At 44.3% G+C, this 17,644-nt stretch carries 19 protein-coding genes; 16 read left to right on the top strand and 3 right to left on the bottom strand.

What is annotated here, in order from left to right:
• Nucleotides 1-3: 3 nt before the first annotated feature.
• From floA to rpiA, 3 genes are all read left to right on the top strand, one after another.
• Nucleotides 4-996 (top strand): flotillin-like protein FloA, encoded by a 993-nt coding sequence (gene floA / locus NBH16_RS01265; RefSeq protein WP_005854361.1) that lies wholly within the window; start codon nt 4-6, stop codon nt 994-996.
• 88 nt (nt 997-1,084) lie between these two features.
• On the top strand, nt 1,085-1,954 hold the full coding sequence (locus NBH16_RS01270) for a nucleoside phosphorylase (protein WP_005864339.1): 870 nt from the start codon (nt 1,085-1,087) through the stop codon (nt 1,952-1,954).
• 13 nt (nt 1,955-1,967) lie between these two features.
• Nucleotides 1,968-2,672, top strand: coding sequence for a ribose 5-phosphate isomerase A (rpiA, locus tag NBH16_RS01275; RefSeq protein ID WP_250787985.1), 705 nt, complete (start codon nt 1,968-1,970; stop codon nt 2,670-2,672).
• On the opposite strand, the gene NBH16_RS01280 is transcribed toward rpiA, so the two are convergent.
• Entirely contained in the window at nt 2,662-3,408 is a 747-nt protein-coding gene (locus tag NBH16_RS01280; protein ID WP_005854358.1) for a nitroreductase family protein, read from the bottom strand. The two genes, rpiA and NBH16_RS01280, sit on opposite strands and share 11 nt — an antisense overlap.
• Before the next feature lie 21 nt (nt 3,409-3,429).
• A complete protein-coding gene (locus NBH16_RS01285; protein WP_250787986.1) occupies nt 3,430-4,614 on the bottom strand; it encodes an ATP-binding protein in 1,185 nt (394 codons plus the stop codon).
• A 77-nt stretch (nt 4,615-4,691) separates the two neighbouring features.
• On the opposite strand from NBH16_RS01285, the gene NBH16_RS01290 reads away from it, so the two are divergent.
• From NBH16_RS01290 to NBH16_RS01330, 9 genes are all read left to right on the top strand, one after another.
• Complete coding sequence (locus tag NBH16_RS01290) at nt 4,692-5,810, top strand: DUF362 domain-containing protein (RefSeq protein ID WP_095231450.1); 1,119 nt, start codon at nt 4,692-4,694, stop codon at nt 5,808-5,810.
• A gap of 8 nt (nt 5,811-5,818) precedes the next feature.
• A complete protein-coding gene (gene mnmE / locus NBH16_RS01295) occupies nt 5,819-7,204 on the top strand; it encodes a tRNA uridine-5-carboxymethylaminomethyl(34) synthesis GTPase MnmE (RefSeq protein WP_250787988.1) in 1,386 nt (461 codons plus the stop codon).
• A 228-nt stretch (nt 7,205-7,432) separates the two neighbouring features.
• Complete coding sequence (locus tag NBH16_RS01300; protein WP_151928155.1) at nt 7,433-8,593, top strand: site-specific integrase; 1,161 nt, start codon at nt 7,433-7,435, stop codon at nt 8,591-8,593.
• Between the two features lie 11 nt (nt 8,594-8,604).
• Nucleotides 8,605-10,113: a hypothetical protein gene (locus tag NBH16_RS01305; protein WP_151928156.1), complete on the top strand. Its 1,509-nt coding sequence runs from the start codon at nt 8,605-8,607 to the stop codon at nt 10,111-10,113.
• Between the two features lie 57 nt (nt 10,114-10,170).
• Nucleotides 10,171-10,947, top strand: a complete 777-nt coding sequence (locus NBH16_RS01310) for a hypothetical protein (protein WP_250788021.1) — start codon at nt 10,171-10,173, stop codon at nt 10,945-10,947.
• A 158-nt stretch (nt 10,948-11,105) separates the two neighbouring features.
• On the top strand, nt 11,106-11,501 hold the full coding sequence (locus NBH16_RS01315; protein ID WP_008770792.1) for a helix-turn-helix domain-containing protein: 396 nt from the start codon (nt 11,106-11,108) through the stop codon (nt 11,499-11,501).
• A complete protein-coding gene (locus tag NBH16_RS01320; protein WP_008770791.1) occupies nt 11,498-11,944 on the top strand; it encodes a helix-turn-helix domain-containing protein in 447 nt (148 codons plus the stop codon). Before NBH16_RS01315 ends, NBH16_RS01320 begins: the two co-directional genes overlap by 4 nt.
• Complete coding sequence (locus NBH16_RS01325) at nt 11,944-13,011, top strand: AAA family ATPase (RefSeq protein ID WP_149940434.1); 1,068 nt, start codon at nt 11,944-11,946, stop codon at nt 13,009-13,011. The genes NBH16_RS01320 and NBH16_RS01325 overlap by 1 nt, the downstream gene beginning before the upstream one ends.
• Nucleotides 13,012-13,057: 46 nt before the next feature.
• Nucleotides 13,058-13,945, top strand: a complete 888-nt coding sequence (locus tag NBH16_RS01330) for a DUF8464 domain-containing protein (protein ID WP_250787990.1) — start codon at nt 13,058-13,060, stop codon at nt 13,943-13,945.
• A 111-nt stretch (nt 13,946-14,056) separates the two neighbouring features.
• On the opposite strand, the gene NBH16_RS01335 is transcribed toward NBH16_RS01330, so the two are convergent.
• A complete protein-coding gene (locus NBH16_RS01335) occupies nt 14,057-15,613 on the bottom strand; it encodes an RNA-binding domain-containing protein (RefSeq protein ID WP_196010065.1) in 1,557 nt (518 codons plus the stop codon).
• A 439-nt stretch (nt 15,614-16,052) separates the two neighbouring features.
• Here NBH16_RS01335 and NBH16_RS01340 point away from each other — a divergent pair, with 439 nt between their 5' ends.
• Genes NBH16_RS01340 through NBH16_RS01355 form a run of 4 tightly spaced genes read left to right on the top strand, consistent with a single transcriptional unit; the run spans nt 16,053 to nt 17,557 of the window.
• Nucleotides 16,053-16,505, top strand: a complete 453-nt coding sequence (locus NBH16_RS01340; RefSeq protein ID WP_196010066.1) for a hypothetical protein — start codon at nt 16,053-16,055, stop codon at nt 16,503-16,505.
• Nucleotides 16,502-16,834 (top strand): DUF4134 domain-containing protein, encoded by a 333-nt coding sequence (locus NBH16_RS01345; protein ID WP_008770786.1) that lies wholly within the window; start codon nt 16,502-16,504, stop codon nt 16,832-16,834. Before NBH16_RS01340 ends, NBH16_RS01345 begins: the two co-directional genes overlap by 4 nt.
• Before the next feature lie 51 nt (nt 16,835-16,885).
• Nucleotides 16,886-17,248 carry a DUF4134 domain-containing protein gene (locus NBH16_RS01350; protein ID WP_008770785.1) on the top strand — a complete coding sequence of 121 codons (363 nt, stop codon included), beginning with the start codon at nt 16,886-16,888 and terminating at the stop codon, nt 17,246-17,248.
• Nucleotides 17,249-17,260: 12 nt separating this feature from the next.
• The gene (locus NBH16_RS01355) at nt 17,261-17,557 is read left to right on the top strand and encodes a DUF4133 domain-containing protein (protein ID WP_196009390.1); all 297 of its coding nucleotides are present in this window, start codon (nt 17,261-17,263) and stop codon (nt 17,555-17,557) included.
• The last annotated feature ends 87 nt before the right edge of the window (nt 17,558-17,644 follow it).

The following is a 17,644-nucleotide window of genomic DNA, read 5'->3' on the forward strand; positions in this document are numbered from 1 at the left end:
TATATGGAAATAACCTTTTTGCCACTTATCCTATTGGGGGCCGCAGTACTTCTGCTGGCAATCTTTTTCTATTATGTGCCGTTCCTGTTATGGATCTCGGCCAAAGTATCAGGAGTCAATATCTCCTTGATCCAGTTATTCTTGATGCGTATCCGAAAGGTTCCTCCCTACATCATCACTCGTGCGATGATCGAAGCGCATAAGGCAGGAATAAAGACGCTTACACGCGACGAGCTGGAAGCGCACTATTTAGCGGGTGGACATGTCGAGAAAGTAGTGCATGCGCTGGTTTCCGCGTCGAAAGCGAATATCGACCTTCCTTTCCAGATGGCTACCGCTATCGACTTGGCCGGACGTGACGTATTCGAGGCTGTACAAATGTCGGTAAATCCGAAAGTGATCGATACCCCTCCGGTAACAGCGGTAGCGAAAGACGGAATCCAGTTAATCGCCAAGGCACGTGTCACCGTTCGTGCGAATATCAAGCAATTAGTGGGTGGTGCCGGAGAAGAGACGATCTTAGCCCGTGTAGGTGAAGGTATCGTATCTTCCATTGGTTCATCCGAAAGCCATAAGACCGTATTGGAAAATCCGGATTCCATCTCGAAATTAGTGCTTCGCAAAGGGCTTGACGCCGGAACAGCTTTCGAAATCCTTTCCATCGATATCGCCGATATCGATATAGGTAAGAACATCGGCGCTTTCTTGCAAATGGATCAAGCTCAAGCGGATAAGAATATCGCTCAGGCGAAAGCCGAGGAACGCCGTGCGATGGCTGTCGCCCTCGAGCAAGAGATGAAGGCGAAAGCACAAGAAGCCCGTGCCAAGGTGATCGAGGCAGAAGCGGAAGTTCCCAAGGCAATGGCAGACGCTTTCCGCACAGGAAACCTAGGCGTAATGGACTATTACAAGATGAAGAACATCGAGGCGGACACTTCTATGCGTGAAGCGATAGCTAAACCGACCGGTACTCCATCAAAACCATTAAAGGACTAAAATAGTTATATACATGGAACTATCTCCAAGGGCAGGGTCGCACCTTGCCCTTTTATGATTAAAAGTAAACTTAATTAGCTGATCGAATATGAGAACAATCCCCGCTTCAGAATTAGCGATCCATTCAGATGGTAGTGTTTTCCACCTGCATTTAAAACCAGAACAACTCGCGGATCGTGTGGTACTTGTTGGTGATCCCGCACGGGTTACAACCGTCGCTTCCTATTTTGAGTCTCAGGAATGTGAGGTTTCCAGCCGGGAGTTTCATACCATCACGGGCCAATACAAGGGAAAACGTATCACGGTTGTATCCCATGGCATCGGTACAGATAATATTGATATCGTATTAAATGAGTTGGACGCTCTCGCTAATATTGACTTCTCAACCCGTACGATCAAGCCGGAATTCAAGCAACTTTCCCTAGTTCGTATCGGGACTTCCGGAGGGTTACAGCCATTTGTCCCGATTGGGACTTATGTAGCTGCGGAGAAATCGATCGGATTCGATGGAGTCATTTATTTCTACGCAAATAGTAATTCCGTTCGTGACGCAGACTTGGAATCTGAATTAATAAAACAGCTTGATTGGCGGCTTAGCGGCATATGGCCTTATGTCGTATCGGCAGATCCATCGTTGATCGAGCAAATCACCCGTAATGATATTATCCGGGGAACGACTATCGCGGCCAATGGCTTCTACGGGCCGCAAGGGCGCGAGCTCCGATTGCCCTTGACTGATCCGGAATTGAACCGGAAAATAGAGGCTTTCGAGTACAACGGGCGAAAGATTACGAACTTCGAGATGGAGAGCTCCTCTTTAGCTGGTCTGGCCGCTCTCATGGGACACCGGGCAATGACCGTATGTTGTATTATCGCCGGACGTGTGGATAATCATATGAATACGGATTATAAAGGTTCTTTGGAGGAACTGATTGAAACTGTATTAGACCGTATATAATAATATCAAGACTATGAAGTGGGATCATTCACTAATCGATACGTTGGAATGGGGGAATCAGATCTCCCATAAGGAAGATAAAATAAAGATAGCGGACATTATCGCATCTAAAGTCGAAAACGGACAAGTCATAGGTGTTGGCTCCGGTTCTACCTCCTATCTAGCGTTGATTCGCATAGCCGAACGTATCCGGACGGAACGTCTTTCCATCTTGGCGATCCCCACTTCATTAGAAATCCGGATGACTTGCGCCCAGCTAGGCATTCCGGTTACCAGCCTGTTTTCCCACAAGCCGGACTGGACCTTCGATGGGGCTGATGAAGTAGATTCCCACTTTAACTTGATCAAAGGGCGTGGAGGCGCCATGTTCAAGGAAAAGCTATTAATCAGTTCCAGTCCGCAGACCTATATACTGGTCGATCCTTCCAAGAAAGTGGAGAGGCTGGGAGCTAAATTCCCGATCCCGATAGAGATTTTCCCGGAAGCTCTCACCTATGTAGAGGACAGACTCCAGCGTTTGAATCCCGGTGAGATAAAACTTCGTATGGGGCAAGGTAAGGATGGACCGATCATTACCGAGAATGGCAATATGATCCTAGACGTATGGATGGACTATATCCCTGAAAATACAGAATCCACTCTCAAGTCGATTACGGGCGTACTCGAGAGTGGACTCTTTATGAACTATAAGGTAGAAGTATTAGGGCTTACTTCATGAATCCTTGTTGTTTCAATACCTTCAAGAGTACCTCGGAGAAATGTTCACTATTTTTCTTCGTATAGCGTACGTCCGTAAAGACCTGCGCCAGTGTTTCCTTATTATTCTCCCTTACAAACTGCTTATTCACCTCTAATGCCTCTTTCTCACTATACAAGGCATCGATGGAAGCCGGAGTAAAGTCCGTATAAGTCTCGTTTTGTACCACAGCCGCCAATGGTAAACGTTCAACTTGAGCGGGTATAGGCTCTGCCGGATAACCCACCGTAACCGTAACGATCGGGACAACCAGACGGGGAAGAGAAAGCGCCTCAATGATCTGGTCCGCATTATAAGCCGTCGTACCCAGATAGCAAATGCCTAAGCCTTTTTCCTCAGCGGCATTGCAGAAACTCTGGGCGAACAACATCGCATCTATCGTCGAAGCGATAAACGTTTGTAAATTATCGAATCCGGCCTCCGCTTTCCTGCACTCCGCCCATTTCACGAAACGGTTCGCATCCGCACAAAAAGTAAGTACCACCGGGGCTCCCGTAATCATTGGTTGGTTAAAATGAGCCGGAGCCAGTTTCTCCTTGTTCGCAGGGTCGCGGGTAACCACGACACTATACAATTGCATATTTCCTGTATTCGAGGCACGAGTAGCCACTTCCAATAATTCATTCAGCAAAGACTCCGGGATATCCTGATCCGTATATTTACGGATACTTCTTCTATTCTTCATGCATTCTAACATAGCAATCCTATTTTTAAATTCTCAATAACTAAATCCTAATATCCATGCCGGCATACGGTTAAACACGCTTTTCGGTAACCCGTAGATAGCCGCATAAGCGTCGGGTACGAAGCGGAGACGATCATATCCCCTTAAGGGATCACCTACGGCGAAGATATATTTACCGCCAATCAAGAAATCTCCGTTCTCCATGAATTCCACGTTCGCCACGGAACGCATCTGGCTTAAGAAATAGGTTTCACACATCAATTGCCGATTCTCCTTATCTCCGAAAAAAGAGATCAGCAAGTTGGTATCCCCCATAAAGACTTTCTGCTTGGCCGGAGTGGTTCCCAGTTGGTCTGCCGAGTAATAAATAAGCCTCACATCATGAAAAAAACGCAACAGGCTATCGCTTTGCTGACGAAGCATATTTGTCTTACGGGTTACATCAATCGATTTCGGACGTAAAGGAGCCGACTCAGCCACCATCATAAAATATTTTTGAGCTCGTTCCAGATTACTCATCGAAATAGAAACCACCGAAGGCAAATCCCGGCAAATCTCTTTTCTCACTAATTCTTGCAGACGGAAATAATAAGTATCCGGGTCTTGCCAATAAAAAGGATAACATCCATGTTCCAGATAGTTCCGGTAAATCGGCACAATATTCATCTCCGCATTGATCTCCTTCACCAAATCATGATGGTTCGCTAAGATATCCTCCAACGGAATGGGATCTTTATCCAGAATGCTTTCGTAAGAAAGGAATTCACGGAACGACATCGGATGCATGGTATAAAAAGCAGCCTCATGCCTTAACCCGTTCCGCACCTCTGTCTGCGAGTACAAAGAAGTGGTAGCGAAAACAATCTTTAAGGCGGGGTTGGCATCCAATAAAGTTGAGACCTCTTCCATCCAGCCCGAATAGAAATGGATCTCATCCAAAAACAAATAATGCCCCCCGGCTTGCAGGAACTCCTTAACCGCATCGGTCAATGAATGTGTCTCAAACCAGAAATCATCCAGATTCACATACAGGGCTTCCCGTGAATCTTCAAATTTCAACTTAATATGCTGTAACAACAAGGTAGTCTTACCAACCCCTCGAGAGCCGAAGATGCCGATTAACCGATCCTCCCACTCTATCCGTGCATGCAAATAACGCAGGAATGTACAATTTATTCCTTTCAACAATAGCTGATGATTCCGCTGAAGCAAGTCCATATACAAATCTGTTTTACGCGAATATAAAAAATGTTCCGTGTTTTTCGTACCTTTGTCAACACTAAACCAATAAAAAGATGAATACATCCAAAGTCTACTTTACTAATTTACGCACGACCCCCAGCAGCAACCTGCTGGATAAGATGGAACGTCTGGTAAAACGTGCCGGTATCGCCAATATCGACTTCAAAAATCAATTTGTAGCCATTAAGATCCACTTTGGTGAACCGGGGAATTTGGCATACATTCGTCCTAATTACGCCGCTCGCTTGGTAAGCCTGTTACGTGAATTAGGTGCGAAACCGTTCCTTACCGATTGTAACACCTTATACTCGGGCCGCCGCTCCAACGCTGTCGATCATCTTCAAAGCGCCATGGAAAATGGGTTCAATCCCATGTCCGCCGGTTGCAACGTTATCATCGCCGATGGCGTGAAAGGTACGGACTACCGGGAAATCGAGATTGACGGGCAATATTGTAAGGCCCCGAAAATAGGTGCCGCTATCGCCGATGCCGATATCATCATTTCCATGAACCATTTCAAAGGTCACGAGCAAGCCGGTTTCGGCGGTGCGCTGAAAAACCTCGGGATGGGATGCGCCAGCGTAGGCGGTAAACTGGAATTACATTGCGCCTCACAACCCCGTATCGATACGGAGGCTTGTAAAGGCTGTAACATCTGTGTAAAGCACTGTGCTCACGATGCCATCCATTTGAATAACAACCGAAAGGCCGAAATTGATTACGAGCGTTGTGTAGGTTGCGGGCAATGTGTGGCTCTTTGCCAATACGACGGTGCCGTAATGGGCGAAGGTGATACTTCCGAGCGATTGAATTACAAGATCGACGAGTACACCAAAGCCGTATTATCAGACAAGCCCCATTTCCATGTTAGTTTTATCATGAACGTATCTCCGGAGTGCGATTGCTGGAATCATAACGATGCCGCCATCATCCCTGATTTGGGGATCGCCGCGTCTTTCGATCCGGTGGCCTTGGATAAGGCTTGCGCCGATATGGTTATCAACGCTCCTATCATCGGAGGTAATAAATTAGCCGAGGCTCATCCTCACGAACACCTTGAGGGAGAGGATAAATTCCATTTGATTCATCCGGATACGAACTGGCAAGCCGGCCTACGTTATGCGGAGGAAATCGGACTGGGTTCTCAAGCGTATGAATTAATAACAGTTTAATAGACGGAATGAGTACAATTTGCGCTATATCTACAGCTCCGGGAGTAGGAGGAATCGCAGTGGTCCGTGTCTCCGGGCCGGATGCTTTCAAGATTTGTGATCGGATATTCCGGCCGAAGAAGGTAGGTAAGAGTTTATCTACCCAAAAGGCTTATACCTTAACGTATGGTTCCATCGTCGGTAACAATGACGAAACCATAGATGAGGTGATCGCCGCTGTTTTCCGTGCCCCCCATTCTTTCACGGGGGAAGATACGGTGGAAATCACCTGCCACGGCTCGACGTATATCCAACAACAAATCCTGCAATTCCTTATCTCCAGCGGATGCCGTATAGCGCAACCGGGTGAATATACGCAACGTGCTTTCATGAATGGCAAGATGGACCTTAGCCAAGCGGAGGCCGTTGCGGATTTAATCGCCTCCACTTCGGCCGGCCAACATCGTTTGGCTCTAAGCCAGATGCGAGGTGGTTTCAGTAGGGAACTCGCCGAACTTCGAAACCAACTGCTCCATTTCACCTCTCTCATGGAATTGGAACTGGATTTCAGTGACCATGAGGAATTAGAGTTCGCTGATCGTAGCGAGCTTCGCACGCTTGCGGATCATATCGAACAGGTCATCTCCAAACTCGCCCAATCTTTCAGCGTAGGTAACGCTATCAAAAACGGTATTCCTGTCGCCATCATCGGTGAGACGAACGCCGGCAAATCTACTTTACTAAACGCCTTGTTGAACGAGGATAAAGCGATCGTCAGCGACATCCACGGAACGACCCGTGACGTTATCGAGGATACGATCAATATCAACGGCCAGCTCTTCCGTTTCATCGACACCGCCGGTATCCGTGAAACAAGCGATACGATCGAAGCTCTTGGTATTGAACGTAGTTTCAAGGCTCTAGACCAAGCGCAAATCGTCATCCTCATGTACGACTTAACCCGTGACCTCAAGGATTTCGAGGCTTTCTATCAAGAAATAGCTCCGAGATTAACGAATAAGTCTGTTATCTTAGCGATGAACAAATGCGATGTATTACCCGCATCCTCTCTCCCAACCTTCTCTTTCCCCACCGAAGGCTGGCATCAAATCGCTATTTCCGCCAAAGGCAAGCTGCATATCGCAGAGCTACAACAACTCCTCACGGAAGTCTCTTCCATCCCCACCCTCCACCAAAGCGACATCATCGTAACGAATGCCCGCCACTTCGAGGCACTTACGCATGCGCTGGAAGCTATACATAGGGTACAAGAAGGTTTGAACTCCAGCCTTTCCGGGGATTTCATCTCGCAAGATTTACGGGAGTGTATATTCCATTTATCGGATATCGTAGGAGAGGTTACGACAGATCAGGTGTTGGGGAATATATTTCAGCATTTTTGCGTCGGCAAGTGACCTAAAGAAAAGAAAAGCATAAAAAGAGAAAATACAAATCCGTAAAGTGCGAAAAATCAATGATTTTATAAGAATTTATATTTTCTCTTTTTCTCCATACTTTCTGCCTGTTTTCATATTTTTTTCGTAACTTTGTCCCCATATTGTCCCCCGAAAGGGATGCGAGGGACAAAAATATGTCCCCCCGAAGACAATGAATCACATCTCTCATTAAAATAGGAACAGGCTATGACTAAGAAAACAACAATCCAGAAAGAACCTGTAAAATTACGGGAAAAGAAGTTGGCAAACGGTAACGTGAGCTTGTATCTCGACATCTACAGAAATGGGAAACGTCAGAAAGAGTATTTGAAACTTTATCTGATCGATGCCACTACTCCGCTGGAGCGTGAGCAGAACAGACAGACATTGGCAACCGCTCAGGCTATAAAATCCAAACGCCTCATTGAAATGCAGAACGGAGAGTATTCTTTCACTCGCCAATTCAAAGAAGATACTCCTTTTTTGGAATACTATCGGAAGATGGTTGAAGAAAGACACAAGAATCCTGAATCTGAGGGAAACTGGGGTAACTGGAGAAGCTGCTTGCGTTATCTCGAAATCTATTGTGATGAGAAAACCACATTCAAAGATATTACTCCGGAGTTTATAAACGGCTTCAAGGATTTTTTGAACAATGTGGAAAAAGATACTCACAAGCGTACCGGTCCACGTAGGGAAAGGGATGTGTTTCAAGGCTTGTCCCAAAACTCAAAAGTCTCTTATTTCAACAAGCTCCGCGCCTGTATCAACCAGGCTTACGATGAAAGAATCATACCTGTAAATCCTTTGCGTGGAATCGAGGGATTCAAAGCCGCAGAAGTAAAGCGTGACTATCTGACCTTGGAAGAGGTAAAACAGTTGGCTGCTACTCCTTGCCGCTATCCTATTCTAAAAAGAGCTTTCCTCTTTTCATGCCTGACCGGACTTCGTAAAAGCGATATTCAGAAACTCACATGGAGCGAAGTTCAAAAATTTGGAGATTACACGAGAATCGTCTTCAAACAAAAAAAGACTGGCGGACAAGAGTATCTTGACATTTCCTCACAGGCAGAAAAATACCTTGGTGAAAGAGGCAACCCGGAAGATCCCGTCTTTACAGGATTCACATACGGAGCTTGGACTTCATTGGAATTACAGCGTTGGAGCCTGGCTGCCAATATCAATAAGAATCTGACCTTCCACTGCGGAAGACATACCTTCGCTGTGCTTATGCTTGACTTGGGTGCAGACATCTACACAGTATCAAAACTATTAGGACACAAAGAGCTGGCGACCACACAAATTTATGCAAAGGTGCTTGACAAAAACAAGCAGAATGCCGTATCATTGATTCCAGATATTGATTAAATCCCGTGTTTATGACAAGGCAAGAAACCGTTATAAAGATAACGAAGATTACCCGAATCGTCGGTGAAATGAAAAGTCAATTGGATTTGGATGATGAAATCGAATTTGAAGCACTTGACTCTTCGTGGATGAATATCGGGAAATGGGCGAATGAGATTTATCAATATATGGAACAAGCCCCCTCTCCTCTTTTGGCAAACCTTATAACAAATAACGAATTTACCGTTCCTGTCGTAAACTATGTACAAAGTCATAGGCTGGAAATTGATTCTGCATACGTCAAGGTAATTGACTGTTATGCGAACAAAATGCAAGCGTTGCTGTCACTTTGCGAAAGGCAAGAAGAAGAGGTGAAAGGCGAATATAAAGATTTGATTGAGCCTTTAGCCAATGAACAGGTGGCTACATTATTACAAAGAGCCATACGCACAGGTCTCTTGGATGAACACTATCAGCCGATGCCGCAAACGAAGCCGCTGCAACTGAAAGTGATAGCCTATGCTGTATCTACCATCTGCAAACTTCCCAGCACCTACATCCTTTTTGAAAAGCAATGGAAAAGGGAAAATGGAAAGCGATTCAGCACTTGGCGTGTTCCGAGATACAATACGGGACTTTACGAAACGACCAAAGCCCTCTACCCGGAAGTTGACTTTACTGAATTTGAGCCAACGCATCAGACAGAGACATTCTACACACCACAAAGTAAAGAAGATATAGCGGTGCTATATCGAGATTTAGTGAAATACGGATACATCGCACCTGACACTGGCTTGAAAACATTTGTCGGCATTTTCAATAAAAAGACATTCAGCAAGCCGGTAGAATGGATTAAAACGCAACGGCAGTTGTCCTTTTTCGTATATCAGGCATTTTACAAATTCAACAAGAAGGACTTGTGGGTAAAAGGAGAATGTTGTTTCAGCATTAACGGACACACTCCGCACAAAGCTTGTTTTGTATCAGGTTACAGTTGGATTAAGCGAACCGGATGGTTGGATAGGTATGATGTTAAATTAAAGACTATCTGTGATAAGTTCAACCACATTGAAAATACGTTCAATGAAGAAACTTCTGATGAACGGCTCATTCATACGAGCAAAGTTGTATTTTACAGTCCGAATAACGAAGATGAGATACATTCCATGTTCTCCGCCCTACTTGACGGTGGATATATCTCCTCCGACACCACATTTGCCGCATTCAAAGGTATTTTCGATGAAACGGTATTTGAACATCCTATAGTATGGATGAAAACACAGACTTCACTTATGTACTTTGTATATTTGGCCTTTAAGCAACACAATCCCTATGATGTATGGGTAAAGTGCGTAAACTGTTTCCGCTTGCAAAATGATAAAGTACCTAACAGAGAAAGTATGGATAGTAATTTTCGTTTTATAGTCAAAAAAGGATTGATGGACACATACGATATTCAACTAAAAACCATTGCAGATAACTATCTTAGCACTCAAAACAAAAACGCCATCAACGCAAAGGTGGCAAACAACAATACTTAAAATAATGTTTTATGTCAAAGAAATTATCTTTGCACCTCTCTCTTTTTGAAAAGAGCGATGCGAGGTTTCCAATGGACTCCTGCGCAGACCGGTAAAGAAGGGCTATTCCGGTTGGTTGATCAAGCCCAAAAGTCTTACAAAGACGAAGTCACCACACGGCAAAAAAGTTACAGGCGATACGTGCTTGACTTTACCCATTCCCATCGGTTTCACGATGCGAATGATGCCTGGAGCAAGAATGAACATCTAAAGAATTACCACACGGTAATAGAGCTTCTGGGGAAGCATGAAATTTTGATTCGCAAACATTTCGACCATGACCTATTGGACGAAAATGGGATCATAAAACTTCTGAACGAATTTTACGCCATTGACCTGTCGGAATCCACTACCGAGTCCGACAACAGCAGTCCGGGGAATCCTATTCAGACCAATCAGAATACCAACATCAAACCTTTACTTGACAGACATACTCTGGACCTCATTGTGCAGCTTGCCAATGAGGTCTGTTTGTTTAAGGAAGTTTTGGATGCAGACAATGTTGCCATTTGTTATGCGGCAAACACATTGCAGACTGTGACTTCAAGAAACAACAGCAAATTGGTTTTATTGTTGGATAAACTGGCTTCACACGATGTGATAACCTATAACTGGCAATCGGTAATTGCCCAAAAACATCTTGTCATCAGTTCTTCAAGGAAGAAATTACTGACCCAACACGATATGTCATCAACCCTCAATCGGATAAAAGACGCCACTCCCAACGCCATAGATAAGCAGTTTTTGGCAATCATAGACAAGTATATCACTCTAATCAAAAACAGAGAAGTATAACAAAGGAATAACAAATTGTTGAGAGTTGTATTGAGAATTGTGTTGATACTCAACAATCTCAACATAATCAAGCGAATATACTCATCTACCTTTGCCCTCCGTAATCGATTACTCACGGAGGGCATACCTCCCATTGTCAAATTTAACAGCATCAATCAATGAGACATCGAAGAACGACAAATGAAAATAAGATGCTCTCCAAAATGGAGAACATGATTTCGATGATGGCAACGGAGAAACCTTTTGAACGGCTCCAATCGTTAGAACAAAAGATCAACGAAGTGGATAAAATCCAGACCATCGAGAATTACATTGCACAATTGAAAGAGCGTATTTGGGCAGTCAAGGAAGTGCTGACTACCGCTGAAGCTTCTGCTTATCTCGGTTTGTCCGAGAGTTATATCTACAAACTCACTTCTCTCAAGCAAATACCACACTACAAGCCAAACGGCAAATTGGTGTATTTCAACAGAAAGGAACTTTGCGAATGGGCAATGAGAAATCAAGTACAAACAATAGGGCAACCTGCTGCTATAACAAGAGAAGAATTATGAATAGAAAAGAAATAGACTTACTACTCTCCCGTATCGAAGGATTGAAATCATTCCTCGAAAACAACTCCTTGGAAAATTTTCAGCAGGAAATCCTGAATGTTGAAAATTACCTGAAACGATTCGGTTCTTTGGCCGAACTGCTATCCCATCTTGAAAATGTGGAAAAGATAGCTTATGCCGCAAAAGAGTTTCTCAATATAGACGAGGTAGCCGCCTATCTACAAGTGTCCAAAGGCTATGTCTATAAGTTAACCATGCAGAAAGAACTTACCGTGTATAAGCCGAATGGAAAAAACATATTCATTCTCAGGGATGACTTGAACCGATGGATAAAGCGCAACCCCTGTTTCTCCAATACAGAAATAGAAAGGCAAGCCAATATCATCGCTTACACATTGGGACAAAAAAGTAAGAACAAACCAACAAAAGGAGGAAAAAAATAATGCAACCTGATATGATACAACCCAACAATTATCGGATAGACGAAGCCAAATATAAGTCTTTATTAAAATATATACGGCTGAGTGTTACCGAAAAATATGAGTTCCCACAGGAAATCGTACAAATAGACGGCGTTACCATTGCCACAATCGGAAATTTCAGTGCTTCCACGGGCAAACCCAAAAGTAAAAAGACATTTAATGTCAGTGCCATTGTCGCATCTGCTCTTTCCGGAAAAGAGATTCTAAAATATAAGGCAGAACTGCCGTCTTGCAAGAATCGAATCCTATACATTGACACAGAACAAAGCAAGTGCCATTGCCACAAAGTCCTTCATCGAATCCTCAAACTGGCAGGATTGCCTACTGACCAGGAAAATGACAACATCCAATTCTTGGTTCTGCGAGAATACACTCCCGACCAAAGGAGAGATATTATACGATGGGCACTCCACGAAGAGCAAAACATCGGGCTCGTAATCATTGACGGCATCCGTGATTTAATCCATGACATAAACAGTCCCAGTGAATCTCTTGACATAATCAATGAACTGATGAGATGGTCAAGCTATTACGAACTGCATATCCACACCGTCTTACATCTAAACAAAGGGGATGACAATACCAGAGGGCATATCGGAACAGAACTGAACAATAAGGCCGAGACTATCCTGCAAATATCAAAAAACAATGAAAATGGAAAAATCAGCGAAGTAAGAGCCATGCACATAAGGGACAGGGAATTTACACCTTTCGCATTTGAAATCGGAGAAGACTCTCTCCCACACCTGGTAAAAGAACATCAATTCAAAAAGAACAAAATGGACAGACTGGCTTCTTATATAGATATGACCGAGCAGCAACACCGAACCGCCTTGGAAGTAGCCTTTGAAGAATGCGCGGAATATGGCTATCAATCTTTGCTTGAAGCTCTTAAAAAGGGATATGAGAGCATTGGGTATTCAAGAGGAAGAAACACATTGGTAAACTTGTGTAAGTTCCTGTTGGAAAATCATGCCATTACAAAAAACGGTCGTACCTACTCCTATAATAGTTCATTCCATCTCTAAGCAGTATGGTTTAGTTTGTGGGTATATATAAGTAAACCATACTAAAATGAATATAAAAGAAGCGAAACAGATACGGCTCGTGGAATATCTGCGGATAATAGGACATTCTCCGGTCAATGCGCGTGGCTGCCAGTATTGGTATCTCTCCCCATTGCGAGAGGAACGTACCCCCTCGTTCAAGGTCAACGATAATTTGAACGAATGGTACGACTTTGGGCTTTCTGCCGGAGGTGACATCATAGAACTGGGAAAACACCTTTATCGTACTGGCAATGTAAGTGTGGTATTGCTACGCATCAGCGAGAATGCTATTGGCGTACCTTTTCAAGAGTTACAAAGCCGGAGTGTCCGTCCTTGTCCTATCGAGGAAGAAATGGAAAACGTGGAAGTAAGAGAACTGAGCCACCATGCCCTGTTGTCTTACCTCCGTTCCAGGTATATCAGTGAGAATATCGGCAGGCTGTATTGCACGGAAATTCATTATGAGCTGCGCAAAAGACACTATTTCGCCATAGCCTTTGAAAACAAGACCGGCGGTTACGAGGTGCGCAATCCTTATTATAAAGGATGTATAAAGGGAAAAGACATATCCGTCATCAGGTATAACAAGGATATAATCCAAAATCATGTCTGCGTGTTCGAGGGCTTTATGGACTTCTTGTCTTACCAAGAACTTCATAGAAAAGGAGACTTTCATGTCTGTATCGACAGTCCTACCGATTTTCTTGTGATGAACTCAGTCAGTAATCTGAAAAAGTGTCTTGTGGAACTGGAACGGTACACCGCCATCCATTGCTATCTTGATAACGACCTTGCCGGACGAAAAACAGTCGAAACCATTGCCGGACTTTGTGGCAACCGTGTAACTGACCATTCGGAATGTTATTATAACTACAAAGACCTCAATGACTATCTGAGAGGTAAAAGGCGTTAGTCTTTGTCTTCCCTCTGATAGAATTATATTATCCACGAAAGGCTCTCCGCACAGGAGGGATTTTCGTGGATATGTGTGTAAGTAAACCTGGTTATGGATTTTTCCTATTATCTATTTGGCTATAATCTCCCAATAGCCGGTCTTAGTAGAACCTACCCTTTTAATAACATTCAATTCCTGAAGCTGCTTCATTGTTTGGGCGACCCACCTTCTTGAATAACCTGTCAAATTAGCAAGGTCTGTCATGGTTACTTTGGGATTGATTTGTATTTGTTCCAAAATTTGTAGTGCAGTTTCTGGTGCAGTTTGTAGTGCAGTTTGCAGTGCATTTTTGAGTGCACCTCGCCTTGATGCCTTCACGGAAGCATCTTTGTTGGCTATGTCAGCTATTATATTTCCGGCAGCTTCGTGGCAAGGAATCGTGATGCGGAAGAATGTGCGGTCTTCATCCGTGACAACGGTTGCACGAGGAGAGCCATTATTCTCCAACACATTTTGTATGGTCGGAATACCCGTAGAACGCCCTTCGGTCATATCCAGTTCTTTAAGATATTCACCCAAGCGACGGTTGCGGTAACGTTTTGAAACAAGAATCTCACAACGGGAAATGTCAGCGGCAGATATACTTCGATCCGGACCACCCACATTTTGAATGGTAATACTATCCGGCTCTACTGTTATTACGACAGGTTCCCATTCCCGATAGTCACGATGATAAAGCGAGTTCGTGACACTTTCTTCCAATGCCTGATAAGGATAAGTATAGAATTTCCTGCTGCGATAGTCATTCTCCGGTTTGATGATACTCTGCATCACGAGCATACGCTTCAAGTATTCCAAAGTACGGTCTATAATCTGCGGAACAGAACCTGTGATGACTGCTCCTTCGTAAAGGTTACTCGGATTATTCAGCCTTCCTTCAGGGAAATAGACAATCTCCACCTGTGTCCGCTTGAAAAATTTGCTTGGATTCTCACAGAACATCATGGCCGCCACGTTTCTCAGCATACGGTTTTCCTTCGGGCCGACAAACAAGTCCATCTGCTCCAGAATCTCTTGCAGTGGTCTGATGTTAATCTCGCTTGCCAGTTTGCTTCCGACTTTCACCAGGTATTCACGCAAAAGCAAAGTGGATATGTCTTCCAAACGAATGTCAGGGTTGCCCCTTTCATCAAATGGCACACGACTGGCAAGTTCGCGAAGTTCATCCAGCACCTCACCTTTGGCGATAATGCTGCTTGTTCCACTGCGGATATAGAAGTATTCCTTGGAACCGTTCTTTGCCGTTACATTCTCCGGAACAGAATACGGACGGTTAATCCCGGCAGGGCACCATATTACGAGTACAGTCTTGCCGTCCACTTCCTCCATGCTTGTCCGAGGCATATAGTACGGGGCTATCTTGTTATTATAGCCGACCATATCCTGAAGGATGTCATCAATTTCTTCAATGGGTATTCCTTCAACAGGCCGAATGGCAACTCCAGTCTTGTCGTCAGTGTCAACGCCTACCACGATATAACCGCCACCAAGGTCGTCAAAATCATTTGCGAAAGCGCATACGCTGTGGTATATGCTCACCGGATTCCAACCTTTCTTAAATTCAATCCGATTGGACTCTATCCTCTGTTTGTTCAGCAGGTCGTCTATGTTGATAGCAAGTGCCATAATTATTTATCCGCTTAATGGTAATTGTCCTCTGTTCGTCTTTCAAAATATATATGGCAGTTTTGCGTTTTCGTCTTTTATTACCACAAACACCTTGAAAATCTGTTGCAAAGTTAATGATTTTGCACGAGTTGAGCAAAGAAACGAGTGATTGGTTTAATAGTCATTGATGAATAAGAGACTTTCATCATATCTTCTTGTGGAAATCAAAAAAAGACGTAAGGCCAAGCAAAGTGGTCATCTTTCATCCTCGTCTCAATCCGGCTCGTATTTCGGTTCAAAAATGCGCTTAAAGTATGATATTTGAGTATGATTTTAGATTTTCTCGGAATAATCTTTAATATTCAGCCGCTTTTCGCGAGGATATTTCGTAGTATGAAATTATTGTACTTCCTTTGCGTTCATATTTTAATCATATTCTAAAATCAGACTACAAGATATGAAAGCATATTTCATCTTCGCCATTGCGCTGACCGTGGCATACATCATCTACTACGCTGTGATGATAGCAAGAGACCTTTATGGTAAAAACGGGGAAAAGATAAAATCCGGAGAAGAAGAATTTGACGTGAGCGATTTTGACGAGGAAGAAAGCGTCAGCGTGGTGGAGAACGACAAGGGATTCAATATCGGTGACAACGAGTATGAGACACACTACATCGATGAGACACAGAATGTGTCGGAGGAAACAAATCCCACAGACGAAAAGCCAAAACAGGATGTCATCGAGGCTCTGAACAACAAGGTCAAGGCTAACATGGAAGAGACACAGGTCACCTTCTCCAATCCTTATAACTCCGCAGAGCTGTACAAGCTGATGATTCAAAATGGCATTGGAGAATTGCATCCGGACGGAGGTGTAACCACCAAGAACGTAATTGATGAACTATGACCCGACACAATGGCAAAAGAATACTAAGCGCACTGTGTACGCTGCTCCCTTGTTCCGTCTTCGCCAAAAGCGGCGGCGTGAACTACTCGTGGGGAGCGGACGCGCTGGCTTCCATGCACGACTATGTGGTGACGATGATGCTCTATGTCCAGTACATCATTTATGCGGTTGCAGGAGGTTTTGCGGTCATAGCCGCATTCCAGATATATATCAAGATGAACACGGGCGAGGACGGAATCACCAAGCATATACTCACGCTGGTCGGAGCCTGCCTTTTCATCATCGGTGCGACAATAGTCTTTCCGGCATTTTTCGGCTATCGAATTTAGAAAATCACGAGTGTAAAACAATCAATAAAGTTCAATTAAAACAAGACAAGTATGTTTGAAAAAGTAAAACGATTCGCAAAGAAAATCGCGACTTCAAAGAAAACGCAGATGACCTGCCTGATGGTAATGTGCGGTGTGACCGCTTTGATGGCACAGACTACCGCAGGAGACTACTCGGCCGGAACAGCGGCACTGACCCAAGTGAGCGAGGAAATCGCCAAGTATGTTCCTATCGTGGTGAAACTCTGTTACGCCATTGCCGGTGTGGTAGCCGTAGTGGGTGCGATCTCGGTATATATCGCGATGAACAACGAGGAGCAGGATGTCAAGAAGAAGATCATGATGGTGGTCGGAGCCTGTATCTTCCTTATCGCGGCAGCCCAGGCACTTCCTCTGTTCTTCGGACTCTCCTAAACCGCAGGTATCATGAACGGGAAAGAGGAACACTATCCGGATTATCCATTGTTCAAGGGGCTGCAACGTCCCCTTGAATTTATGGGTATTCAGGGTCGCTACATCTATTGGGCGGCAGCCACGATAGGCATCGCCATTGTCGGCTTCATCATAGCCTACTGTGTTGCAGGATTTGTCCTTGCCCTGATCGTCCTGTCCGTCACCGTGACAAGCGGTGTGGGACTGATTCTGTTCAAGCAGCGCAAGGGATTGCACAGCAAACGGCTGGAACGTGGGGTGTTCATCTATGCCTACTCAAAGAAAATGTAACAGAAAACCATTTGACCATGAATGGATATATTGAATGTTGAACGTGGGTGGGCTTGACCTTTCAATAGGTCAGCCTGCCCTTAATTG

It is taken from the genome of Parabacteroides sp. Y3-G-102 (genome assembly GCF_023656845.1).
GTDB classification, from domain to species: Bacteria; Bacteroidota; Bacteroidia; order Bacteroidales; family Tannerellaceae; genus Parabacteroides; species Parabacteroides distasonis.

Bases quoted from the DNA above. Each gene is read 5' to 3' on its own strand.
- floA (WP_005854361.1), top strand. From the start codon at position 4: ATGGAAATAACCTTTTTGCCACTTATCCTATTGGGGGCCGCAGTACTT.
- NBH16_RS01270 (WP_005864339.1), top strand. From the start codon at position 1,085: ATGAGAACAATCCCCGCTTCAGAATTAGCGATCCATTCAGATGGTAGT.
- rpiA (WP_250787985.1), top strand. From the start codon at position 1,968: ATGAAGTGGGATCATTCACTAATCGATACGTTGGAATGGGGGAATCAG.
- NBH16_RS01280 (WP_005854358.1), bottom strand. From the start codon at position 3,408: ATGTTAGAATGCATGAAGAATAGAAGAAGTATCCGTAAATATACGGAT.
- NBH16_RS01285 (WP_250787986.1), bottom strand. From the start codon at position 4,614: ATGGACTTGCTTCAGCGGAATCATCAGCTATTGTTGAAAGGAATAAAT.
- NBH16_RS01290 (WP_095231450.1), top strand. From the start codon at position 4,692: ATGAATACATCCAAAGTCTACTTTACTAATTTACGCACGACCCCCAGC.
- mnmE (WP_250787988.1), top strand. From the start codon at position 5,819: ATGAGTACAATTTGCGCTATATCTACAGCTCCGGGAGTAGGAGGAATC.
- NBH16_RS01300 (WP_151928155.1), top strand. From the start codon at position 7,433: ATGACTAAGAAAACAACAATCCAGAAAGAACCTGTAAAATTACGGGAA.
- NBH16_RS01305 (WP_151928156.1), top strand. From the start codon at position 8,605: ATGACAAGGCAAGAAACCGTTATAAAGATAACGAAGATTACCCGAATC.
- NBH16_RS01310 (WP_250788021.1), top strand. From the start codon at position 10,171: ATGCGAGGTTTCCAATGGACTCCTGCGCAGACCGGTAAAGAAGGGCTA.
- NBH16_RS01315 (WP_008770792.1), top strand. From the start codon at position 11,106: ATGAGACATCGAAGAACGACAAATGAAAATAAGATGCTCTCCAAAATG.
- NBH16_RS01320 (WP_008770791.1), top strand. From the start codon at position 11,498: ATGAATAGAAAAGAAATAGACTTACTACTCTCCCGTATCGAAGGATTG.
- NBH16_RS01325 (WP_149940434.1), top strand. From the start codon at position 11,944: ATGCAACCTGATATGATACAACCCAACAATTATCGGATAGACGAAGCC.
- NBH16_RS01330 (WP_250787990.1), top strand. From the start codon at position 13,058: ATGAATATAAAAGAAGCGAAACAGATACGGCTCGTGGAATATCTGCGG.
- NBH16_RS01335 (WP_196010065.1), bottom strand. From the start codon at position 15,613: ATGGCACTTGCTATCAACATAGACGACCTGCTGAACAAACAGAGGATA.
- NBH16_RS01340 (WP_196010066.1), top strand. From the start codon at position 16,053: ATGAAAGCATATTTCATCTTCGCCATTGCGCTGACCGTGGCATACATC.
- NBH16_RS01345 (WP_008770786.1), top strand. From the start codon at position 16,502: ATGACCCGACACAATGGCAAAAGAATACTAAGCGCACTGTGTACGCTG.
- NBH16_RS01350 (WP_008770785.1), top strand. From the start codon at position 16,886: ATGTTTGAAAAAGTAAAACGATTCGCAAAGAAAATCGCGACTTCAAAG.
- NBH16_RS01355 (WP_196009390.1), top strand. From the start codon at position 17,261: ATGAACGGGAAAGAGGAACACTATCCGGATTATCCATTGTTCAAGGGG.